Source organism: Bradyrhizobium sp. 63_E2_N1_3 (assembly GCF_052076005.1).
Taxonomy (GTDB): domain Bacteria; phylum Pseudomonadota; class Alphaproteobacteria; order Rhizobiales; family Xanthobacteraceae; genus Bradyrhizobium; species Bradyrhizobium barranii.
In genome coordinates, this window is the sequence record NZ_CP197235.1 from 7,925,037 (window position 1) to 7,945,504 (window position 20,468).

Annotated in this window: 25 protein-coding genes; 16 read left to right on the forward strand and 9 right to left on the reverse strand. The window is 65.1% G+C overall.

Annotated features, from left to right (window positions below; translation table 11 throughout):
* Nucleotides 1-224: 224 nt before the first annotated feature.
* The 4 genes from AB7531_RS37615 (at nt 225) to uvrB (ending at nt 4,827) form a co-directional block, all read left to right on the forward strand.
* The gene (locus AB7531_RS37615; protein ID WP_063985542.1) at nt 225-1,142 is read left to right on the forward strand and encodes a LysR substrate-binding domain-containing protein; all 918 of its coding nucleotides are present in this window, start codon (nt 225-227) and stop codon (nt 1,140-1,142) included.
* A 125-nt stretch (nt 1,143-1,267) separates the two neighbouring features.
* Nucleotides 1,268-1,495: a hypothetical protein gene (locus tag AB7531_RS37620; protein WP_063985543.1), complete on the forward strand. Its 228-nt coding sequence runs from the start codon at nt 1,268-1,270 to the stop codon at nt 1,493-1,495.
* A gap of 54 nt (nt 1,496-1,549) precedes the next feature.
* Nucleotides 1,550-1,780 (forward strand): hypothetical protein, encoded by a 231-nt coding sequence (locus AB7531_RS37625; RefSeq protein ID WP_063985544.1) that lies wholly within the window; start codon nt 1,550-1,552, stop codon nt 1,778-1,780.
* An 89-nt stretch (nt 1,781-1,869) separates the two neighbouring features.
* Nucleotides 1,870-4,827, forward strand: coding sequence for an excinuclease ABC subunit UvrB (uvrB, locus tag AB7531_RS37630; RefSeq protein WP_084795307.1), 2,958 nt, complete (start codon nt 1,870-1,872; stop codon nt 4,825-4,827).
* A 100-nt stretch (nt 4,828-4,927) separates the two neighbouring features.
* On the opposite strand, the gene AB7531_RS37635 is transcribed toward uvrB, so the two are convergent.
* Nucleotides 4,928-5,164 (reverse strand): hypothetical protein, encoded by a 237-nt coding sequence (locus AB7531_RS37635; protein ID WP_028151579.1) that lies wholly within the window; start codon nt 5,162-5,164, stop codon nt 4,928-4,930.
* A gap of 293 nt (nt 5,165-5,457) precedes the next feature.
* Here AB7531_RS37635 and AB7531_RS37640 point away from each other — a divergent pair, with 293 nt between their 5' ends.
* From AB7531_RS37640 to AB7531_RS37660, 5 genes are all read left to right on the forward strand, one after another.
* Nucleotides 5,458-5,910, forward strand: coding sequence for a nuclear transport factor 2 family protein (locus tag AB7531_RS37640; protein ID WP_063985545.1), 453 nt, complete (start codon nt 5,458-5,460; stop codon nt 5,908-5,910).
* A 236-nt stretch (nt 5,911-6,146) separates the two neighbouring features.
* Entirely contained in the window at nt 6,147-6,587 is a 441-nt protein-coding gene (locus tag AB7531_RS37645; protein ID WP_063985546.1) for a nuclear transport factor 2 family protein, read from the forward strand.
* Between the two features lie 382 nt (nt 6,588-6,969).
* Entirely contained in the window at nt 6,970-7,893 is a 924-nt protein-coding gene (locus AB7531_RS37650; RefSeq protein ID WP_063985547.1) for a hypothetical protein, read from the forward strand.
* Between the two features lie 213 nt (nt 7,894-8,106).
* Entirely contained in the window at nt 8,107-8,529 is a 423-nt protein-coding gene (locus AB7531_RS37655; protein WP_063985548.1) for a hypothetical protein, read from the forward strand.
* Between the two features lie 485 nt (nt 8,530-9,014).
* Nucleotides 9,015-9,152, forward strand: a complete 138-nt coding sequence (locus AB7531_RS37660) for a hypothetical protein (protein ID WP_014492018.1) — start codon at nt 9,015-9,017, stop codon at nt 9,150-9,152.
* Nucleotides 9,153-9,194: 42 nt separating this feature from the next.
* On the opposite strand, the gene AB7531_RS37665 is transcribed toward AB7531_RS37660, so the two are convergent.
* The 3 genes from AB7531_RS37665 to AB7531_RS37675 all read right to left on the reverse strand — a co-directional run bounded on the left by AB7531_RS37665 (nt 9,195) and on the right by AB7531_RS37675 (nt 10,472).
* Nucleotides 9,195-9,341: a hypothetical protein gene (locus tag AB7531_RS37665; protein ID WP_166103493.1), complete on the reverse strand. Its 147-nt coding sequence runs from the start codon at nt 9,339-9,341 to the stop codon at nt 9,195-9,197.
* A gap of 199 nt (nt 9,342-9,540) precedes the next feature.
* Complete coding sequence (locus AB7531_RS37670; RefSeq protein ID WP_063985549.1) at nt 9,541-10,020, reverse strand: MaoC family dehydratase; 480 nt, start codon at nt 10,018-10,020, stop codon at nt 9,541-9,543.
* Nucleotides 10,020-10,472: a MaoC family dehydratase gene (locus tag AB7531_RS37675; protein WP_063985550.1), complete on the reverse strand. Its 453-nt coding sequence runs from the start codon at nt 10,470-10,472 to the stop codon at nt 10,020-10,022. The genes AB7531_RS37670 and AB7531_RS37675 overlap by 1 nt, the downstream gene beginning before the upstream one ends.
* A 156-nt stretch (nt 10,473-10,628) precedes the next feature.
* On the opposite strand from AB7531_RS37675, the gene AB7531_RS37680 reads away from it, so the two are divergent.
* Nucleotides 10,629-10,925: a DUF4282 domain-containing protein gene (locus tag AB7531_RS37680; RefSeq protein WP_063985551.1), complete on the forward strand. Its 297-nt coding sequence runs from the start codon at nt 10,629-10,631 to the stop codon at nt 10,923-10,925.
* Nucleotides 10,926-11,076: 151 nt separating this feature from the next.
* Here AB7531_RS37680 and ychF read toward each other — a convergent pair whose 3' ends face one another.
* The 4 genes from ychF to AB7531_RS37700 all read right to left on the reverse strand — a co-directional run bounded on the left by ychF (nt 11,077) and on the right by AB7531_RS37700 (nt 14,203).
* Complete coding sequence (gene ychF / locus AB7531_RS37685; protein ID WP_028151572.1) at nt 11,077-12,174, reverse strand: redox-regulated ATPase YchF; 1,098 nt, start codon at nt 12,172-12,174, stop codon at nt 11,077-11,079.
* Between the two features lie 54 nt (nt 12,175-12,228).
* Nucleotides 12,229-12,834 carry an aminoacyl-tRNA hydrolase gene (pth, locus tag AB7531_RS37690; protein WP_063985552.1) on the reverse strand — a complete coding sequence of 202 codons (606 nt, stop codon included), beginning with the start codon at nt 12,832-12,834 and terminating at the stop codon, nt 12,229-12,231.
* Between the two features lie 58 nt (nt 12,835-12,892).
* A complete protein-coding gene (locus AB7531_RS37695) occupies nt 12,893-13,609 on the reverse strand; it encodes a 50S ribosomal protein L25/general stress protein Ctc (protein WP_063985553.1) in 717 nt (238 codons plus the stop codon).
* Nucleotides 13,610-13,951: 342 nt separating this feature from the next.
* Nucleotides 13,952-14,203, reverse strand: coding sequence for an accessory factor UbiK family protein (locus AB7531_RS37700; protein WP_063985554.1), 252 nt, complete (start codon nt 14,201-14,203; stop codon nt 13,952-13,954).
* 167 nt (nt 14,204-14,370) lie between these two features.
* Here AB7531_RS37700 and AB7531_RS37705 point away from each other — a divergent pair, with 167 nt between their 5' ends.
* From AB7531_RS37705 to pgeF, 4 genes are read left to right on the forward strand one after another with little or no spacing between them, the layout of a single operon-like run.
* Nucleotides 14,371-15,102 (forward strand): dienelactone hydrolase family protein, encoded by a 732-nt coding sequence (locus AB7531_RS37705; protein WP_063986695.1) that lies wholly within the window; start codon nt 14,371-14,373, stop codon nt 15,100-15,102.
* Between the two features lie 14 nt (nt 15,103-15,116).
* Nucleotides 15,117-15,962 (forward strand): prolipoprotein diacylglyceryl transferase, encoded by an 846-nt coding sequence (gene lgt, locus AB7531_RS37710; RefSeq protein WP_063985555.1) that lies wholly within the window; start codon nt 15,117-15,119, stop codon nt 15,960-15,962.
* A gap of 21 nt (nt 15,963-15,983) precedes the next feature.
* Nucleotides 15,984-17,102: a class I SAM-dependent methyltransferase gene (locus AB7531_RS37715; protein ID WP_441280251.1), complete on the forward strand. Its 1,119-nt coding sequence runs from the start codon at nt 15,984-15,986 to the stop codon at nt 17,100-17,102.
* Nucleotides 17,099-17,866 (forward strand): peptidoglycan editing factor PgeF, encoded by a 768-nt coding sequence (gene pgeF, locus AB7531_RS37720; protein WP_063985557.1) that lies wholly within the window; start codon nt 17,099-17,101, stop codon nt 17,864-17,866. Before AB7531_RS37715 ends, pgeF begins: the two co-directional genes overlap by 4 nt.
* Before the next feature lie 38 nt (nt 17,867-17,904).
* Here pgeF and AB7531_RS37725 read toward each other — a convergent pair whose 3' ends face one another.
* On the reverse strand, nt 17,905-18,474 hold the full coding sequence (locus tag AB7531_RS37725; RefSeq protein WP_187387821.1) for a hypothetical protein: 570 nt from the start codon (nt 18,472-18,474) through the stop codon (nt 17,905-17,907).
* Between the two features lie 87 nt (nt 18,475-18,561).
* Here AB7531_RS37725 and AB7531_RS37730 point away from each other — a divergent pair, with 87 nt between their 5' ends.
* Entirely contained in the window at nt 18,562-19,176 is a 615-nt protein-coding gene (locus AB7531_RS37730) for a hypothetical protein (RefSeq protein ID WP_063985559.1), read from the forward strand.
* 193 nt (nt 19,177-19,369) lie between these two features.
* On the forward strand, nt 19,370-20,323 hold the full coding sequence (locus AB7531_RS37735; protein WP_063986696.1) for a ribose-phosphate pyrophosphokinase: 954 nt from the start codon (nt 19,370-19,372) through the stop codon (nt 20,321-20,323).
* Nucleotides 20,324-20,468 lie beyond the last annotated feature (145 nt).

Genomic DNA, 20,468 nt, shown 5'->3' on the forward strand with positions numbered 1-20,468 from the left:
GGAGTCTCCGCAAGGAAGGTGGCAGAGGGGCTCGCGGAGAGTCCCCTCACCCGGAATTTGCTCTCGCAAACTCCGGCCTCTCCCCGCGTGCGGGGAGAGACGAAGAACGCGGCGGCGGCCCCGAAACACAACTTGGAATTACTCTCATTCTTGTGCCTCGCTTGCCCTAGCTTCGCAAACTGAGTTATCTTGGCCTTGCATCAGCTTTCCTGAGGGTGGGTCATTTGCGGCGGCTGCTGTTTCTCAACGGCATCAAGGCATTCGAGGCGGCGGCGCGGACCGGCAGTTTTGCGGCGGCCGGGCTCGAGCTCAGCGTGTCGGCGGCGGCCGTCAGCCGCATGGTGCATCTGCTGGAGGAACGTCTCGGCGTCGCGCTGTTCGAGCGCAAGGCCAACAAGCTCGTGCTGACGCAGGCAGGCCGCGCCTATCAAGGCGGGCTGACGCCGATCTTCGACGCGCTGGCAAGCCTCACCGCGCAGGTGACGGCGCCCTCCAGCGTCCGCGTACTCACCATCGGCGTCGGCCACACCTTTGCGATGCGCTGGCTGATCCCGCGGCTGTCGGAGTTTCGCAGCGAGGAGCCCGACATCGAGGTGCGCTTCACCACCGGTGGTGCCGAGGTCCCATTCGGCGAGGACTGGAGCTGCGGCATCAAGCTCGGCACCGGCGACTGGCCCGGCCTGGTCGCCGAGCCCTTGTTCGCCGGCGACCTCACGCCGGTCTGCGTGCCCCGCCTCGCCACCGGCCTGAAGCGGCCCGCCGACCTCAAAGGGCCAGGCCTGATCCGCGTCACGCATTCGCCGGAGGATTGGCCGATCTGGCTCAAGGCGGCGAACCTCACCCGCATCAACGCGCGCGGACCGGAATTCCAGTTCTACGGCCAGGCGCTCCAGGCCGCCGCCGACGGCCTCGGCATCGCCATGGGCATCCGGCCCTATATCGACGACGATCTCGCCGCCGGCCGGCTGGTCGCGCCGTTCGATCTCTCGGTTCCCAAGGGCATGCGCTGGTACCTGCTGTATCGCAGTTTTCAGACCGAGCAGCGCGACTTCGCCGCGTTCCGGCGCTGGATCATGCGGGCGGCCTCGGAGCCCGCCGCACGCCCCGCCAGGCGGATCGGCCGCGCCGCGCCACGGAACTGACGCCCGTTCCACGAGGCCCTTAGGCAAAAAAGCCGGCCGCTTGTGAATGGCTTCACATACTGAACCCGCCAAACGTGGTCCCCTGACTCTTCAACAAGACACTTACGGAACATTTGGGGACTACAATGACGACCATCTACGACGGCTTTGACATCGAATCCTTCGAGGCCGGCAAAGGCCTCTGGCATGCCCGCATCCGCCGCGCCGATCTCAGCCCCCTCGCCATCGACGGCGTGCTGTTTCCGGCCATGGAAGTCGGTTTCGCCTGGCCGGATCAGAACGCGGCGATCGCCGATGCCAAGCACCACATCGATCGCTTCCGCCGGCGGGCCGACGACAGCGACGACGAATAAGCGCGGGACTCCAAGCGAACCAAGGGACAGCGCAGCATAAAGGGGGAACCGGTCATGTCAGTCATCGAATTCGAAGACACGCCGCGGCCGAGAATCTATGCCCGCAATGTGCTGTCGAAATGTCCCGAATGCGATGGCGATCTCGCGGTGCTTCGCGTGATCGGCGGCCGCGCGGGGTGCGAGTACTGGACCATGCGCTGCACCGATTGCGGCGGGATCCATCTCGACATCCTCGAGCCGCACCGGGCGAGCAACGACGACGAGGCCCCGCCGCCGGCGGCTTAAAGAGGCTGCTGCCAACCTGCTGTCAGCAGCCTGCGCACGGACGTACCTTCGCTCTTTTCTGAAGGGCTGACTCGTCCCATATTCGGGGCATGGCGAAGAAACCTGCTCCCCCGAAATCCCCCAAATCCAAGGCCCCGAACTCCAAGGCGCACCGGCCTGACGTGCAGCCGATCGGGCCGGCGCTGGCCGAGTTGCTCAATCCCGCGATCAATCGCGGCGATGCCGGGCTGGGATCGGGCACCGGGCTGCAGCCGCCGCCGGACAATTCGCGCGACCGCCGCGCCGGGGGCGAGGCTGCCGCCCATCGCGCACGGGCCTCGACGCCAAAGGAGTTTCCGCAGGATAATGCCAAGCCGATGCCGCTGCGGCCGAATCCGCAGCCGCCGGGCGCGCGCGCGACCACCGAAGGCTTTGAAGAAGCGCCGCAGGCCAATTACGGCACCGCGGCCACGATCCCGACGCTCGATCCGGAACTGGCGCGGCAGCTCGGGCTTCCCACCGAGGAGGACGACGCCGAAGCGCTGGCGCGTCCGCCGCGCACCAAGATGGAGGCGCTCGGCGTCAAGGCGACCGCCGACGCGCTGGAATCGCTGATCCGCGAGGGCCGGCCGGAGTTCCGCAGGGACGACGGCTCCACCAAGGTGTGGACGCCGCACCGCCCGCCGCGCCCGGAAAAGTCCGAAGGCGGGGTGCGCTTCGAGATCAAATCGCCGTACCAGCCGCGCGGCGACCAGCCGACCGCGATCGCCGAGCTGGTCGAAGGGATCCAGCGTAACGACCGCTCGCAGGTGCTGCTCGGCGTCACCGGCTCCGGCAAGACCTACACCATGGCCAAGGTGATCGAGGCGACGCAGCGGCCCGCTATCATCCTGGCGCCGAACAAGACGCTGGCCGCCCAGCTCTACGGCGAGTTCAGGAGCTTCTTCCCCGATAACGCGGTCGAATATTTCGTCAGCTATTACGACTACTACCAGCCGGAAGCCTACGTCCCGCGCACGGACACCTACATCGAGAAGGACTCCTCGATCAACGAGCAGATCGACCGCATGCGCCACTCGGCGACGCGCGCGCTGCTCGAACGCGACGACGTCATCATCGTGGCGTCGGTGTCCTGCATCTACGGTATCGGCTCGGTCGAGACCTACACCGCGATGACCTTCGCGCTGAAGAAGGGCGAGCGCATCGACCAGCGCCAGCTGATCGCCGACCTCGTCGCCCTCCAGTACAAGCGCACCCAGGCCGATTTCACCCGCGGCACGTTTCGCGTGCGCGGCGACGTCATCGACATCTTCCCGGCGCACTATGAGGACCGGGCCTGGCGCGTAAACCTGTTCGGCGACACCATCGAGACCATCGAGGAGTTCGATCCGCTCACCGGCCACAAACAGGACGAGCTCGAATTCATCAAGATGTACGCCAACTCGCACTACGTGACGCCGCGCCCGACGCTTGTGCAGGCGATCAAGTCGATCAAATCGGAGCTGAAGCAGCGGCTCGACCAGCTGCACGACCAGGGCCGCCTCTTGGAGGCGCAGCGGCTGGAGCAGCGCACCACCTTCGACCTCGAGATGATGGAGGCGACCGGAAGCTGCGCCGGCATCGAGAACTATTCGCGCTATCTCACCGGGCGCCTGCCCGGCGAGCCGCCGCCGACGCTGTTCGAATACGTCCCCGACAATGCGCTGGTATTCGCCGACGAGAGCCACGTCACCGTGCCGCAGATCGGCGGCATGTTCCGCGGCGACTTCCGCCGCAAGGCGACGCTCGCCGAATACGGCTTCCGCCTGCCCTCCTGCATGGACAACCGCCCGCTCCGCTTCGAGGAGTGGGACATGATGCGGCCGCAGACGGTCGCGGTGTCGGCGACGCCGAGCGGCTGGGAGCTGAACGAAAGCGGCGGCGTGTTCGTCGAGCAGGTGATCCGACCGACCGGACTTATTGATCCTCCCGTTAATATCCGCCCCGCTCGCACCCAGGTCGACGATCTCGTCGGCGAGGTCCGCGCCACCGCCCAGGCAGGCTATCGCTCGCTGATCACGGTGCTGACCAAGCGCATGGCGGAGGACCTCACCGAATATCTGCATGAGCAGGGTATTCGCGTTCGCTACATGCACTCCGATATCGACACCATCGAGCGTATCGAGATCATCCGGGATCTTCGCTTGGGCGCCTTCGACGCGCTGGTCGGCATCAACCTCTTGCGCGAAGGCCTCGACATTCCCGAATGCGCGCTGGTCGCGATCCTTGACGCCGACAAGGAAGGCTTTTTGCGCAGTGAAACGTCCTTGATTCAGACCATCGGCCGCGCCGCGCGCAACGTCGACGGCAAGGTGATCCTCTATGCCGACCAGATGACGGGCTCGATGGAGCGCGCCATTGCGGAAACCAACCGGCGCCGCGAAAAGCAAGTCGAGTACAACACCGCCAACGGCATCACGCCGGAGAGCGTGAAGAAGCAGATCGGCGACATCCTCAACTCGGTCTACGAGCGCGACCACGTGCTGGTCGAGGTCGGCGGCCACGACATGACCGATGACGTCATCTCGATCGGCCACAATTTCGAAGCCGTGCTCGCCGATCTCGAAACAAGGATGCGCGAGGCCGCCGCCGATCTGAACTTCGAGGAAGCCGCCCGCCTGCGCGACGAAGTCAAGCGCCTGCGCGCCACCGAGCTCGCGGTGGTCGACGACCCCACCGTCAAGCAGCGCACCGTGCAGGGCAAGGCCGGCGCCTATGCCGGCACCAAGAAGTACGGCGACGCCGCCAACCTGCCCGTCAGCGCGATGAAGAAGAAAACCGTGAGCTCCGCACTGAAAGCCAGCGGTGGCGGCAGCGGCTCGAAGGTGCACAAGCCGCATCTCGACGAGATGCACGGCCCGGAGTCGTTGCCCTACCGCGAAAACCCGAGCCTGCCGGCAAAGCCGTTCGGCAGCACGAGCCGGATCATCCAGCCGACGGATTCAAGGCAGTCCGGGCCGGAGTTCGGGCCGGCGCCGAAGTCGACGGGTGGGCAGCCGGGACGGCGGGGTGGGTGGAAGAAGAGGTAGGGCGACGGAGTATCGTCCGCGCTTGTCGTGGCTATAGATTCCGGGCTCGCCGCTTTGCGGCGCCCCGGAATGACGAGGGCGCATGTGGTGCCGTTCGCGCCTACAGCTTCCCCTGCCCGTTCACCTGTCCCTGCTGTTGCTGCTGCTTTTCCTGCTCCTTGGCGTGATGCCTGCCGTAGAGGCAGCCGGCGGCGGCGCCCAGGACGCCGTGATGGCCGGCATAGTGGCCGGCGACGCCGCCGACGACCGCGCCCTTGATGCAGCCCTTGGCGTTGGCGGCGGAGGTCGCGCCCAGCATCAGAAGTGCTGCGGCGACGGTGAGAAGCGGGGATTTCATAATCGATGTCTCCGGATCGGTTTCGGTGTCTCAACGAGCACCGACGGGCGCGGGTTCCCGCGTACCGGTGTGGCGGGACGCGCCCACCGGCATGCACGCGGCGTCATCGCGGGGCGCGAAAACCCGCTCGAAATCGTGCAGGCGACTACGTACGCAATCCCTAATTGCATTTCATGAACCCGGCCTTGCATCGGCGCGTCATATGATCCGGACACCTTTGTTTTTGCGGATTAATGGACCCGCGGAGCGCGCATTGGCGTTTGCAATCGACACCCCAAGAGGGCGGGAGCGGCATGACGGTTGAATCGCTGAACAGGCAACGCGTGCTGCATCTGCTGGACAGTTTTGCGCGCGGCGATATCGAGGCCGCGCTGTCGTGCTGCACCGACGACGTCGACTTCCTCACCCACGCGCCGATCGACGTGCTGCCGCACATGGTGCCGCGCCACGGCAAGCAGGAACTGCGCGAGCTGTGGCAGACGGTCTGGTCGCGCTATTCCGAAATCCGCTACAAGGCGCCGCACATCCTCGCCGAGGGCGACGAGGTCGCGACCTACATGCACACCTACTTCAAGAAGCGCAGCAACGATCGCGTCGTGCAGTTCGACATGGCGGTGTTCTACAGCTTCCGGGGCGGACTGGTGGCGCAGATCCGCGAGATCATCGATTCCTACGATCTGGTGCAGCAGGTGCTGGAGCGGGAGATCGGGCCGCTGATCGTGGGCGCGCGGGTAGACGGGGGATGATCCTTCTCCCTCGCCCCGTTCTTACGGACAGGTGAAACGGAGACCGGGAGATTACGGGGTTCTGTTGTAAATCTCACAAACCCGCATCAATTGTGCATTGCGAAAACGTGAATTGCGTTTTGGCCGAAATCGCCTATTTTATTTGTATACGAACGAGTTGAGCGTCCCCGGCACCTTTTCTGTGCATGGGGTTGCTTTCCGTTTTTTCTGCAAGCCAGCTTCAGGACGCCCCCCAAATGACAGAGCACAGCCTCTGGCGTTTCTCGCGCGCGTTGCATCGCGCGGTGAACGACCGGGATTTCAGGGACATCGAGGCCCTGATCGACGAGGACGTCGAGTGGGCGATCTACGGCCCGATCGACATGTTTCCGTTCCTCGGCGCGCGCCAGGGCCGGGACGCCGTGCTCGACGTCATCCGCCAGCTCGCCGACAATTTCCATGTCCGCCGCTTCGACCGCGAGAGCATCATGCTCGGCGTGGATTCCGCCGCCTCGATGCTGCGCTATTCGCTGACCGCGCTGGATTCCGACAAGCCGATCAGCTTGCGGGTGGCGCAGTTCGCCCAGTTCAGGGCGGGCAAGCTGATCAGCATGCGCGTGCTGGTCGACACCTTCGATCTGGTTGAACAGGCACTCGGCCGCGCCATTCATCTGCCGAAGATGACCCGCGTCGGCTGAGGGGGACGCCAACGGGCCCCGCTTGCCGGGACCGATGATTGATGCTCGCCCGACCCGCGTCCTGGCCTCCAGCCCCGCCGGATGCCGTCGTGGCGAAGCTCGTCATCGGGCGCGCGCCTTTCGCGCGGCCCGTTGGTTCGCCATTCCAGTGGTTTGAGCATGCTCCGCGCAAACGCGTTCCGCGTTTGTCGCGAGGGAAAACCCGCTGCACACTTTGCGCCGGCGCGGCCCTTCGGGTCCGGATCATGCCCTGGCCGAGGCGAGCCGCCACAATTTCGCAACGATAGATCACCATGTGTTGAGTGGACCGAATGGCGCATGGTCATCACCGAAGGCCGCATTATAGTGGCGGCAAGCATGCGCTGGGCTCGCGGGCAGGACGATGGAATTCTCGACAGGTTTTGGCTGGACCAGGCTGCCGGTGCTGGCGGCCACATTCATTTTGGGCTCGGTTCTGACGGTCTCGGCGCAGATCATCCCGCCCTTCTCGGCGGCGGCGCCTGACGACGAGGCCGAGACCGAAGCCACAGAGACCGCCGCAGCCCCCGACGTCAACGACCCCGACATCTTAAAGGGCATCGACGTCGACAAGCTCGACTGGAGTCAACTCGCGATCGACGCCGGCACCGGCAACGACGTCATGGCCGCCAAGAAGCGCGCCCAGGCCGCCGCCAAGGACGGACTGAACTGGTCGTCGAACGCGAACGCCAACGGCTCCTCGGCGGTGACGGTGAAGCAGTCGGTCTCCTCGTTCTGGGACGCCCGCATCGGAGCCGACATGACGGTGACGAGCGAGCCGCGAACGATGTCCGAGCTGCTGGCGCAGAAAGCCACCAATGGCGGCAGCCTGCCGCAATCGTCCGGCAGCGCCTGGGCGGCGGCGACCGCGCCGGGCGCCGGCTCGATCTGGGACAAGACCGCGGTGGAAGCCCGCGTCGATCCCGGCGCCGAGCAGAGCAAGCTCGGGGCATCGCTGACCAAGTCGGTGCCGCTGTCGAGCGACACGTCGCTGACGCTCCAGAACGGCTACAGCGTCAACCAGCAGGGCACCACCGCGGTGCCCGGCATCGGCGGGCACGTCACGCGCAATTACGAGACCGAGCAGAGCGCCAAGGTCACCCTCACCGACACCGGCACCAGCATCACCGCGGGCCAGTCGCTGTTGACCACCGACGACAAATGGCTGCGCAAGGTCGGCGCGGAGCAAAAGCTGTTCGACAACGTCACCGTCTCCGGCTCGGTCGGCGAGACCTCGCAGGGCGCGATCAACAAGAGCCTGACGGCGGGCTTCAAGAAGAGCTGGTAGCAGTCCAGCCCCCCTCTCCCATCATCCCGGGATAGGTTCGTTTTCCCAGCAGTTCAGACTCTCGTAACCATACGCCACGGCAAAGCCCCCGAATCGTCCGCCCTTGCCGTATCTCGGCCAAGTTGCGGTCAAAATCCGACGCCCTAGTCGGATGACCGAACTCGTCGTGCGGGGGACACTCGCGCCGCGCTCAACGCGAACAGGGGAATAACGATGAACGCCATGCGTCCGGAAAAGACCGAAGCCACCGAGACCGAGACGGTCGACACCAACCTCGCCGCAGTGACGGAAGTTGAAGCCGGCATCCGCGACTTCGTCCGCAACGACATCGCCTATCTGCGCCGGCCGGCATCGGGAACCACCGACACGCCGCCGCTCGATCCGAGCGCGGAAGCCACCGTCACCAACGTCAACTCGCTGATCCAGCGCGTCGCCGGCACCTCGCTCGCCGAGATCGAGAACCTGATCTCCGAGCTCGAGAGCCTGCGCGACCTGCTCCATGCCGAAGGCCAGCGCGTCCAGCGCGAGATCTCCGGCTACGCCCAGCTCAGCCAGGCCGCGATGAAGTCGACCCGCATGATCGCCGACAACGTCGCGCAGTGGAAGCGCGCCGCCGACGGCCTGCGCAACAGCTGATCACTCACGTCAAGCATCACCAGCCGCCGTGTTCCGCAAGGGGCGCGGCGGTTTTGATTCGTGGGGAGTTGGATGCGCACAAGCTCCCCACAATAGGTGTCATCGCCCGACTTGCCGCCTTCGCTAAGGCTTCGGCGGCCGAGTGAGTTCTTGGCCCGGCGAAGCCCTTGGCGGAGACGGGATCGGGCGATCCAGTATTCCAGAGACAATGAGGCAAGAGCCGAGACGCCGCAGCGTACTGGATGCCCCGGTCCCGGCTCCGCCAAGGCTACGCCGGGCCACAAGCTCGCCCGGCCGCCGAAGCTTCAGCGAAGGCGGCAAGCCGGGGCATGACAGCGAAGGGTGTGGCTGCGAAAGATTGGGGCAGTGGACATGCGTTCACACAGTCAATGCAGCCGACCCGGTTCACTTTGAACCCTCCGCGCCCCAGCGCCGACCAATGCCAAGCGCCCGCAGCCTTGCGGCCGGGTCCGGGGACATTTCAGATGGAAAGCATTCGGCCCGACAATACGGACCCTATCCCGCTGCGGCCCGCGCCGAACCAGTTCGGCACGATCATGCTGCGCTTCGTCGGATTGCTGGCGGTCGCGATCGCGGTGCTGGCGTTCGTCTATAGCCGCTGACGGCGGAGGCCGGACGTCCGGCCCCGAAGAGTTAACGAGCCCTTAACGGCTCGCGTCGACCGTCGAGGCTTCCAGGGTGTAGCCGCCATCGGCATAGCCCTTCACCACCATGCCGGCGACCAGCATCACTGCCAGCGTCGCGGTCGCAAAGATAAATCCCACCAGCTTGAGTGCGCCGCGGTCTGCCATGGTCCTCGTCCCCTGTTCTCTGCCCAATTCGTTTCAATTAGACAGCGACAGGTTCATAATTGGTTAGCAACTCGATGGTTCCGCCAACTGCTTCGCGGGTCATCATGTTGAGCAGGCTTATGGCAGCCGCCCGGAATCGCGTCCATAGCGCGCGGGCAACACTCGCACACACATTTGGACCGTTCATCTTGGAACAGGTCTAATCGCCCTTCCGCATCGGCACGAAGGCGCTGGCGGTGATGGAATAGACCTCCTCGCCGCGCTGGTTGGTGCCGGTGGTGCGGGCCGTCAGAATGCCCCACCCGGGGCGCGAGGCGGAGCTGCGCTTGTCGATGACTTCGTTGACGTAGGCGACGGTGTCGCCGGCGAGCACCGGCCTGATCCAGCGCAGGTCGCGAAAACCCGGCGACGGCCCCCACACCGCGACCTCCTCGCCGCGCGAAGCGGCCTCACGCGCCAGACGCTGGCCATCGGCGACAAGCAGGCTCATGCAGGCCGAGCCGACATGCCAGCCCGAGGCCGCGAGGCCGCCGAACAGCGAGTTCTTGCCTTCCTCCTCGTCGAGGTGGAAGCGCTGCGGATCGAACTTTGCGGCGAAAATCTTGATGGACTCCGCGGTGAACGTGTAGGCGCCGATCTCGCGGCGGTGGCCGATCTCGATCTCCTCGAAGAAGGGCATCAGACTGCTCCCTCGCGGCGCTTGATCAGGATCGGCGAGGTCATCTCGCACAGCGCCTCGCCCTTGGCGTTGCGCACCGTGCATTTGAACTTGACGATGCCGAGCTCCGGCCGGCTCTTCGAGGCGCGCGCCTCCAGCACGTCGACGTCGAGCATGAGATCGTCGCCGGGCCGCAAGGGTGACAGCCAACGCACCTCGTCGACGCCGGGCGAGCCGAGCGAAGCGGCGCGTGTGATGAAGCCATCGGCCATCATCCGCATCATCAGCGAGCAGAGGTGCCAGCCCGAGCCGGACAGGCCGCGCAGCATGCTGTTGGCCGCGGCCTCCTCATCGAGGTGCATCGGCTGCGGATCGAACTCGGCGGCGAAAGCCAAGATCTCGTCGCGGGTGACATGGCGCGGGCCGAATGTTCCGAACCGGCCGGGCGGGAAATCTTCGAAGGTCAGGGTCATCTCGGGAATGCTTTGAGGGAATGACAGATTGTGGCCGCACTTTGCGGCAATCTCAACCCGCCGGCCCGCATGGCTCGTGCTACATATGGGGTGTCGGCGTTGGTCTTGAGTCGGATCAACCGGCAGGCCGAGGCCCGATTTGCCCTGGGGAGAGCAATGTTTTCATTCAGCGACCTGTTTCAATGGGACCGATTCATAACCCCTACGATCATCAAGACCTTCTACTGGCTGGTGATCGCACTGATCTGCCTGTTCGGCCTTTCCGGAATCTTCTCCGGTCTCGCGACGATGGCGATCAGCCCGTTCGGCGGCTTCCTGGTGCTGCTGTCATCGATCGCGAGCATCGTCGTCGGCATCGTGTTCTCGCGCATCGCCGCGGAGCTGATCCTGATCGTCTTCCGCATCAACGAGCATCTCGGCGCGATCCGCGACCAGGGCGGCGGGGCGCGGTGAGGCGGCCGTAGGGTGGGCAAAGGCGCAAGGCGCCGTGCCCACCATCCTTTCGCGATTTGAGAGAGACGTGGTGGGCACGCTTCCGCCTTCGCTCTTCGAGCTACGGCGGACAAGTCGCTTTGCCCACCCTACAGCACCGCTCTTTCGCGTCTTACGTATTAAACCTGAAATGCATCACGTCGCCGTCGGCGACGACGTATTCCTTGCCTTCGAGACGCAGCTTGCCGGCATCGCGGGCGCCGGCTTCGCCGTTCAGCGCGACATAGTCCTCATACGCAATCGTCTCGGCGCGGATAAAACCCTTCTCGAAGTCGGTGTGGATCACGCCGGCCGCGCCCGGAGCCTTGGTACCGCGATAGATGGTCCAGGCGCGCGCTTCCTTCGGGCCCACCGTGAAATAGGTGATGAGGTCGAGCAGCGTGTAGCCGGCGCGGATCAGGCGATCGAGCCCGGCCTCTTCGAGACCCAGCGTCTCCAGGAAGTCGGCGCGCTCCTCGCGCGAAATGGTGGCGATCTCGGATTCGATCTTGGCGGAGATGACGACGGCAACGGCGCCTTCCTTGGCCGCCTGCTCCTCCACCGCCTTGGAGAACGAATTGCCCGTGGCGGCCGAGCCTTCCTCGACATTGCAGACGTAGAGCACGGGCTTCGACGAAAGCAGGCCGAGCATCCCGAAGGCCCGCTCCTCCTCCGCCTTGCGCTCGACGAGGCGGGCGGGTTTGCCCTCGCGCAGCAGCACCAGCGTGCGGTTGACGAGGTCGAGCTGCTCCTTGGCGTCCTTGTCGTTGCCCTTGGCCTTCTTCGTGAGGTTGTCGACGCGCTTCTCGAGGCTGTCGAGGTCGGCGAGCATCAGCTCGGTCTCGATGGTCTCGATGTCGGCGAGCGGGGCGATCTTGCCCTCGACATGCGTGATGTCGGAATCCTCGAAGCAGCGCACGACATGCGCGATGGCGTCGACCTCGCGGATGTTGGCGAGGAACTGGTTGCCGAGGCCTTCACCCTTGGAAGCGCCGCGCACGAGGCCGGCAATGTCGACGAAGGTCAGCCGGGTCGGGATGATCTGCGCCGATTTGGCGATGGCCGAGAGCTTGTCGAGCCGCGGATCGGGCACGGCGACTTCGCCGACATTCGGCTCGATGGTGCAGAACGGATAGTTCGCGGCCTGCGCAGCGGCCGTCTCGGTCAGCGCGTTGAACAAGGTCGACTTGCCGACATTGGGCAACCCGACGATCCCGCATTTAAATCCCATGGTCGTCCTCTATCCGTATTCGTCATGGCCGGGCTTGACGGAGAAAACGGCGCCCTATTCCTTGCCGTTCTCGTCCTTGGTCAAGAATCCCTTCGCCTGCATGGCGAGATGCACCCTGTTGGCGAAGGTCGCGTCCGTGCCTTTGGCAACCAGTGCCGCGTGCTCGGCCACCGCCTCGCACAGCGTCGCCACCCAGTCATTGTCGGCCTTGGCGAAGTCCGACAGCACGTGGCCGTGCACCAGTTCCTTGACGCCGGGATGACCGATGCCGAGCCGGACCCGGCGATAGTCGTTGCCGATATGCGCCGAGATCGAGCGCAGGCCGTTGTGGCCGGCGATGCCGCCGCCGATCTTCACGCGCACCTTGCCCGGCGGCAGTTCGAGCTCGTCGTGGAACACGGTGACGTCGCCCGGCGCGATCTTGAAGAAGCTTGCCGCCTCCTGAACGCTGCGGCCCGAGTCATTCATGTAGGTCGTCGGCTTGAGCAGGATAACGCGCTCAGTGCCGATCGCACCTTCCGATGTCTCGCCCTGAAAACGACGGCGCCATGGCGAGAAACCATGACGCCGCGCGATCTCGTCGACGGCCATGAAGCCGACATTGTGCCGGTTACGTGCGTATTTAGCGCCGGGATTGCCGAGCCCAACAAAGAGTCGCATGACGCGGCGCGCCCCTCGCTCGGCGCGCGATCAAGGACCGCGCGCCAGCTTTGAGAGATTACTTCTTCTTGTCGCCGCCGGCGGGAGCCTTGGCAGCCGCAGCCGGAGCAGCAGCACCCGCAGCCGGAGCCGCAGCGCCAGCCGCCGGAGCAGCCGCAGCAGCGCCCGGAGCTGCAGCCGCAGCCGCGGCCTTCTGCTCTTCGGCGTAGCCGGACGGCGGCACGATGGTGACGAGGGTCGCGTCCTCGCGGGTCAGCGCCTTCACGCCGGCCGGCAGCTTGACGTCCGACAGATGGAGCGAGTGACCGATTTCGAGTGAGCCGACATCAGCCTCGATGAATTGCGGGATGCTCTCGACGCCGCATTCGAGCTCGATCGAATGCGCGACGATGTTGACGGCGCCGCCGCGCTTCACGCCGGGCGAACCTTCCGCTTTCACCACATGCAAGGGAACGCTGATGCGGATGGTGGCACCTTCGCCGAGACGCATGAAGTCGACATGGATCGGGAAATCCTTGACCGGATCAAGGTGATAGTCGCGCGGGATCACGCGGTGCTTCTTGCCCTCGAGGTCGATGTCGACCAGCGTGGTCAGGAACCGGCCGGCGAGGATGCGCTGGCGCAGTTCACGATCGTCAACCGAGATCGGGAGCGGGGGTTGCTTGTTGCCATAGATCACTCCGGGCACTTTCCCGGCGCGACGCTCAGCCCGGGCGGCCCCCTTGCCGCTCTTCGGACGTGCGGTCGCCTTCAATTCCTTGACGGTCGTCGCCATAGTCTAAGTCCTTGTTTTTGCAAAAGTTAATGGGCCGCAGCGCGGCCCATGGTGCAGTTCGCAGCAAGCCTCCAGGGGTGCGGGGGCCGCGAACTTGGCGGGCTTTTAGCCGGAAGATGCGGAAATGACAAGGAGAATGGGCGGGCAGCCCGGGCTCTTACCCTCCCCTGGAGGGGGAGGGTCGGCTCACATTGAGCGCAGCGAAATGTGAGACGGGGTGGGGTGATCCCTCCCCACGGGCACTGTTCGACGCGGATAGACTGTCACCCCACCCCGCTCGCGCTACGCGCGATCGACCCTCCCCCTCCAGGGGAGGGTAAGGAAGAGCGCCGTACGCCGGCGCTACCCGCCCAGCTTAGCCTCCAGCGCTGTAATCCGCACCTTCAGGGCCTCGTTCTCCTCGCGGGCGAGGCGGGCCATGTCCTTGACCGCCTCGAATTCCTCGCGCTTGACCAGGTCCATGTCGCGCAGGAATTTCTCGGCCTGGGTGCGCATCACGGTGTCGAACTCGCGCTTGACGCCCTGGGCGGCACCGGCGGCGTCGTTCATCAGGCGGCCGATCTCGTCGAAAAACCGGTTGTTGGTCTGGGTCATGTCGGTCTCCTGGCGGCCTCAGATAAACTTTGCGCGAACGCGCGAAAAGACAATGGCAATCCGGGCGAAACGGTTCAAGAGCCGATCTGCGGTATCCTTGTCATGCCCCGGTTTCCTTGCAATCGTATTCAACGTCCCTGCATAACAAGAATCAGAAGGCGCACGAGATGATCGATCAGCAGATCGCGATTCCCACCAAGGACGGCCACACCGCAACCTTCATCACCCATCCCGAACGCGGCGGGCCGTTTCCGGTCATCCTGTTCTACATGGATGCGCCGGCGATCCGCGAAGAGCTGCGCGACATGGCGCGCCGGCTCGCCACCTCGGGCTATTACGTGATGCTGCCGAACCTCTATTACCGCTCCGGCGTGATGGAGCTCGGCGCGCTGCCGGCCGATCCGAATGCACCCGAGCGCAAGCGCATGTTCCAGCTCATGGCCTCGCTCAATATTCCCATGATCATGGAGGACACCAGGGCCCTGCTCACCTATGCCGAGGGCCAGGCGGCTGCCAATACGAAAATCGTCGGCACCGTCGGCTATTGCATGAGCGGCCGTTACGCCGTCAACGCGGCCACGCACTTTGCCGACCGCGTCAAGGCCGCCGCCTCGATCTACGGAACGCATCTGGCGACCGACGAAGACAACAGCCCGCATCTCGCCGCCGGCAGGACCAAGGCCGAGCTCTATTTCGCCTGCGCCGAGACCGACATCTACGCGCCCGCCGAGGTCATCGAGAAGGTCAAGCAGGGCATGAGCGGTCCGAAAGCCGAGGTCGAGATCTATCCCGGCACGCATCACGGCTTCGCCTTCCCCAAGCGCCCGGTCTACGACCGCGACGCCGCCGAGCGGCATTGGGAGCGTCTGCTGGCGCTCTATCGCCGCAATCTCGTTTAAGTCTAGAAGGCCTGATGCCCTTTCTGCTCATCGACTTTCCCGCCTTCAAGCCGATCGCGATCGAGATCGGTCCGTTCGCGATCCGCTGGTATGCGCTGGCCTATATCAGCGGCATCGTGTTCGGCTGGCTCTATGCGCGCTCGCTGCTGAAGAAAGAGCGCCTGTGGAGCGGCCCCGCGCCGATGTCGCTGGTGCAGATCGACGACTTCATCCTGTGGGTCACGCTCGGCATCATCCTCGGCGGCCGCACCGGCTACGTGCTGTTCTACAATCTGCCCTTCTTCATCGATCACCCCGCCGCGATCTTCAAATTGTGGGAGGGCGGCATGTCCTTCCATGGCGGCTTCCTCGGCTGCGTCGTCGCGGTGATGTGGTTTGCCTATCGCAACCGCATCTCGATCCTGTCGCTGGGCGACATCACCACGGCAGTCGCCCCGGTCGGGCTGCTGCTCGGACGCATCGCCAATTTCATCAATGGCGAATTGTGGGGCCGCGCCACCGACCCCAGCCTGCCCTGGGCGATGATCTTCCCCAACGATCCGACGCAGCTGCCGCGCCATCCGAGCCAGCTCTATGAGGCCGGCATGGAGGGCATCCTGCTGTTCACCGTGCTCGCGATCATGATCCGTTTCGGCGCCCTGAAGCGGCCCGGCATGATCCTCGGCGCCTTCATCCTGATCTATGGCCTGACCCGCATCGCCGGCGAGCATTTTCGCGAGCCGGACGTCCAGCTCGGCTTCCTCTGGGGCGGATTAACCATGGGCATGCTGTTGTCGATCCCGATGCTTATTGTAGGCCTCATACTTATTGTATTGGCTATCAGGCGCGGCGCGCCGAAGCCCGCCGGGGCCATCAGTTAATTCCTTTCGAGAAGACAGACCTTGACCGAACAGCCGCTACTCAACGAGATCAGGGCGCTGATCAAATCCTCAGGGCCCATGCCGGTCTGGCGGTACATGGAACTGTGCCTGATGCATCCGCGCTATGGCTATTACGTCTCGCGCGATCCGCTCGGGCGCGAAGGCGACTTCACCACCGCGCCCGAGGTCAGCCAGATGTTCGGCGAGCTCCTGGGGCTGTGGACCGCCTCGGTGTGGAAGCAGATGGGCTCGCCGCAATTCCTGCGGCTGATCGAGCTCGGCCCCGGCCGCGGCACCATGATGGCGGATGCGCTGCGCGCACTGCGCGTGCTGCCGCCGCTCTACCAGGCGCTTCACGTCCACATGGTCGAGGTCAATCCCGTGCTGCGCGAGCGGCAGAGTGCGACGCTGGCGGGCGTGCGCAACATCGCCTGGCACGACAGCATCGACGACGTGCCTGAGGGCCCGAGCATCATCCTCGCCAACGAATATTTCGACGTGCTGCCGATCCGCCAGATGGTGAAGCGCGAGAACGGCTGGCACGAGCGGGTGATCGAGATCGATCCCAACAGCAGGCTTCAATTCGGCGCGGCCGCCGACCCGACGCCGCGTTTCGACGTGCTGCTGCCGCCTCTGGTGCGCGCCGCTCCCGTCGGCGCCGTGTTCGAATGGCGGCCCGACGGCGAGATCATGAAGCTCGCCACGCGCGTGCGCGACCAGGACGGCGCGGCGCTGATCATCGACTACGGCCATCTGCGCAGCGATGCCGGCGACACCTTCCAGGCGATCGCGCGCCACACCTTCACCGATCCCCTGAAGGCGCCGGGCCAGGCCGACGTCACCGCCCATGTCGACTTCCAGGCCCTGGCGCGCGCGGCCGAGGATGTCGGCGCCCGTGTGCACGGCCCGGTGACGCAGGGCGATTTCCTCAAGCGCGTCGGCATCGATACCCGCGCAGCCGCCCTGATGCAGAAGGCGACGCCTGAAGTCGCCACCGACATTTCGGTCGCGCTCAAGCGCCTGACCGATACCGGGCGCAGTGGCATGGGCTCGATGTTCAAGGTGCTCGGCATCTCCGAGCCGCGGCTGACCGGCATCGCCGGCCTCAGCGATCTCGAACGGGCCGGAGGCACCTCATGACGCTTGCTTCGTCACTGCTGTCGGCCGTGCCCGGCCTGCGCCACGCCTTCTTCACCCGCGAGGGCGGTGTCTCAGGCGGGATTTATTCGGCGCTCAATGGCGGGCTCGGCTCCAACGACGATCCGGCGCATGTCGCGGAGAATCGCCGCCGCATGGCCGAGCATGTCGGCGTCGCCCCGGAGCGCTTCATCAGCCTGCACCAGATCCATTCGCCCGATGTCCTCGTTGCCGAAGCGCCGTGGCCGAGCGGACCGCGGCCGAAAGGCGATGCGCTGGTCACGAAAACACCCGGCATCGCGCTCGGCGTCTCCACCGCCGATTGCGGGCCGGTGCTGTTCGTCGATCCCAACGCGCGCGTGATCGGCGGCGCCCATGCCGGCTGGAAAGGCGCGCTGACCGGCGTGCTGGATCAGACGATCTCGGCGATGGAGAAGCTCGGCGCCACGCGCAGCGGCATCATCGCCGCGATCGGCCCCTTGATCCGCCAGGACAGCTACGAGGTCGGCAACGAATTCGTGGCGCGCTTCATCGAGGCGGACGCGGACAACGCCATGTTCTTCATCCCGTCGGTGCGCGCCGGACACGCGATGTTCGACCTCGCCGGATTCATCCGGAAGCGGCTCGAAGCCGCCGGCATCCTGATGATCGACGATCTTGGCCTGGACACCTATGCCGACGAGCGCTTCTTCAGCTATCGCCGCTCGGTGCATCGCAAGGAGCCGGATTACGGCCGGCACATCCACGCGATCGCGCTGGAGAATTAAGAACGAATTCGGCCTAGTTCTTGCCGCAACCCATTAGGTTAGTCGCTGCATCTTTCGAACAATGGCGTTTCATTCTTTCCGCGAAGCCATTTAGTCGGCAAATCAACGTACATTTGAGTTGGTGGAGGCGGCGGCGGTCGGACCTCGAAACCTTCATCGACTTCGATCTTCTTCCAATCGTCGCGATGCGCGGAGAAAGTCCGATATTTGTCGCCGACCTTGAGCAGAACGATCTCCCAAACCTCGCCCGGCTGACGCCACCAGATCAGTGTCGTGCTGGGTGGAGGGTCCTGAACCGACACGATCTTGATCTTGTCGTCGGCAATACGCGTCGCCGAATAGATCGCGCTGATGAATGTCCTTACCTGCCCAGGTGTGAACGTCCCGATCACATTCCTTGTCGTCGGCGCTCCGGAGGACGACGCGATGTACGTCAATCGCGCGCCACAGCGGTTGTTCTCACAGGCCTGATACGGATCCCGTTTGCAATCAACCGACCAGGTACCGGTCAGTCCGAAAGCCCGGATTGCCTCGGCCGCACTTTCTGCCGCCGCGGCCCGCCCCACGATGAGGCAGGCAACGATTACCCCCAAAGTCGCTCCCCTCATCGACAATTCCTCGGCCGGATCGGCCCAATGATGTGTCCTTCCTGCCCTAGACCTTAATCGATTTTAACGATATCGCTGCCCTCCATAATGAGGGACGCGTCATTCATCCTGGGCCGCGCGGGTTCGCGCGTGCTGGCGGTCATGCTGCTGGCGGCGGCGGTCGCGCTTGGCGGCTGCGCCGGCGGCGGCGGTGCCGCCAACTCCTATGCGATGGCGCCGAGCGCCGGCTCAGGGGCGACCGTGGCCTTCGAATCGATCGACGGGCCGCCCCCGCAGGTGTTCGACCGCATGGTCGGCGTGCTCGACAGCGAATCCAAGCTGCGCAGCCTGTCCGTCGTCTCCCGCGAGGGGACGGCTGCCTATCGCGTGCGCAGTTACCTCTCCGCCCAAATCGTGCGCGGCAAGACCGTGATCGCCTGGGTCTGGGACGTCTACGACGCCAACCAGCAGCGCGCATTGCGCCTCTCCGGCGAGGAACTGACCGCCGCCAAGGGTGGCCGCGACCCCTGGGGCGCCGCCGACGACCTCGTACTGCGGAAGATCGCCCAGGCCGGATTCAGCGGACTTTCCAACATGATCAACGGCACACCGGACGCGCCGGGCACTGTTCCCGGCTTGCGGGGACCGGCGGTGGCCAGCGTGATCCCGGAGGCTCCGGCGGCCGAGATGCCGGCCTCGGCGCTGGGCTATGCCGAGCGATAACCCCCGCGAAACCACGGCCCCAAGTTGCGGCCAAACCGTTGGCCCGACTCAGGATTTCGGAGGGAAAACGTAGCATGCCGGGTTGCCATTGCAGGCCCCGGCCTGATATTTCCTCGCCCGTCGTAACCGTGCTTCCAGTGGGTATTCTCTGATGTTGAACGTCGTATCCAGCAAAGCGCGGGAGGAAGCGTCCATGTCGGCCAAGAACGGCTCCATCAAGCTTGTCGCCGGCAACTCAAACCCGGCCCTCGCGCAGGCGATCGCGCAAGGCCTCGACCTGCCGCTAACCAAGGCGGTGGTACGGCGCTTCGCCGACATGGAGATCTTCGTCGAGATCCAGGAGAACGTCCGTGGCTCGGATGCCTTCGTCATCCAGTCGACCTCGTTCCCCGCCAACGACCATCTGATGGAACTGCTGATCATCACCGATGCGCTGCGCCGCTCCTCGGCACGCCGCATCACCGCGGTGCTGCCCTATTTCGGCTACGCCCGGCAGGACCGCAAATCGGGTTCGCGCACGCCGATCTCGGCCAAGCTCGTCGCCAACCTGATCACGCAGGCCGGCGTCGACCGCGTCATGACGCTCGACCTGCATGCCGGCCAGATCCAGGGCTTCTTCGACATCCCGACCGACAATCTCTACGCGGCGCCGCTGATGGTGCGCGACATCAAGGACAAGTTCGACCTCTCCAAGACGATGGTGATCTCGCCCGACGTCGGCGGCGTGGCGCGCGCACGTGGCCTTGCCAAGCGCATCAACACCCCGCTCGCGATCGTCGACAAGCGCCGCGAGAGGGCGGGCGAATCCGAGGTCATGAACGTGATCGGCGACGTCGCCGGCTACACCTGCATCCTGATCGACGACATCGTGGACTCCGGCGGCACGCTGGTGAACGCAGCCGACGCGCTGATCGCCAAGGGCGCCAAGGACGTCTACGCCTACATCACCCACGGCGTGCTCTCCGGCGGCGCGGCCGCCCGCATCGCGGGCTCGAAGCTGAGGGAGCTCGTGATCACCGACTCGATTCTGCCGACGGAGGCGGTGACCAAGGCTCCGAACATCCGCACGCTTCCGATCGCCAGCCTGATCTCGGACGCCATCGCGCGCACCGCGGCGGAAGAGTCGGTGTCGAGCCTGTTCGACTAGGTTAAGTTTCGCGATGCCATAGGGTGGGCTAAGGCGCGACGCGCCACGCTCACCTTTTTCTTTGGCACGCGGACGGTGGGCACGCTGCGCTTTGCCCACCCTACGATCTCGTGCACTGACGCCCCACAGCCCCCCTCGCAAACCC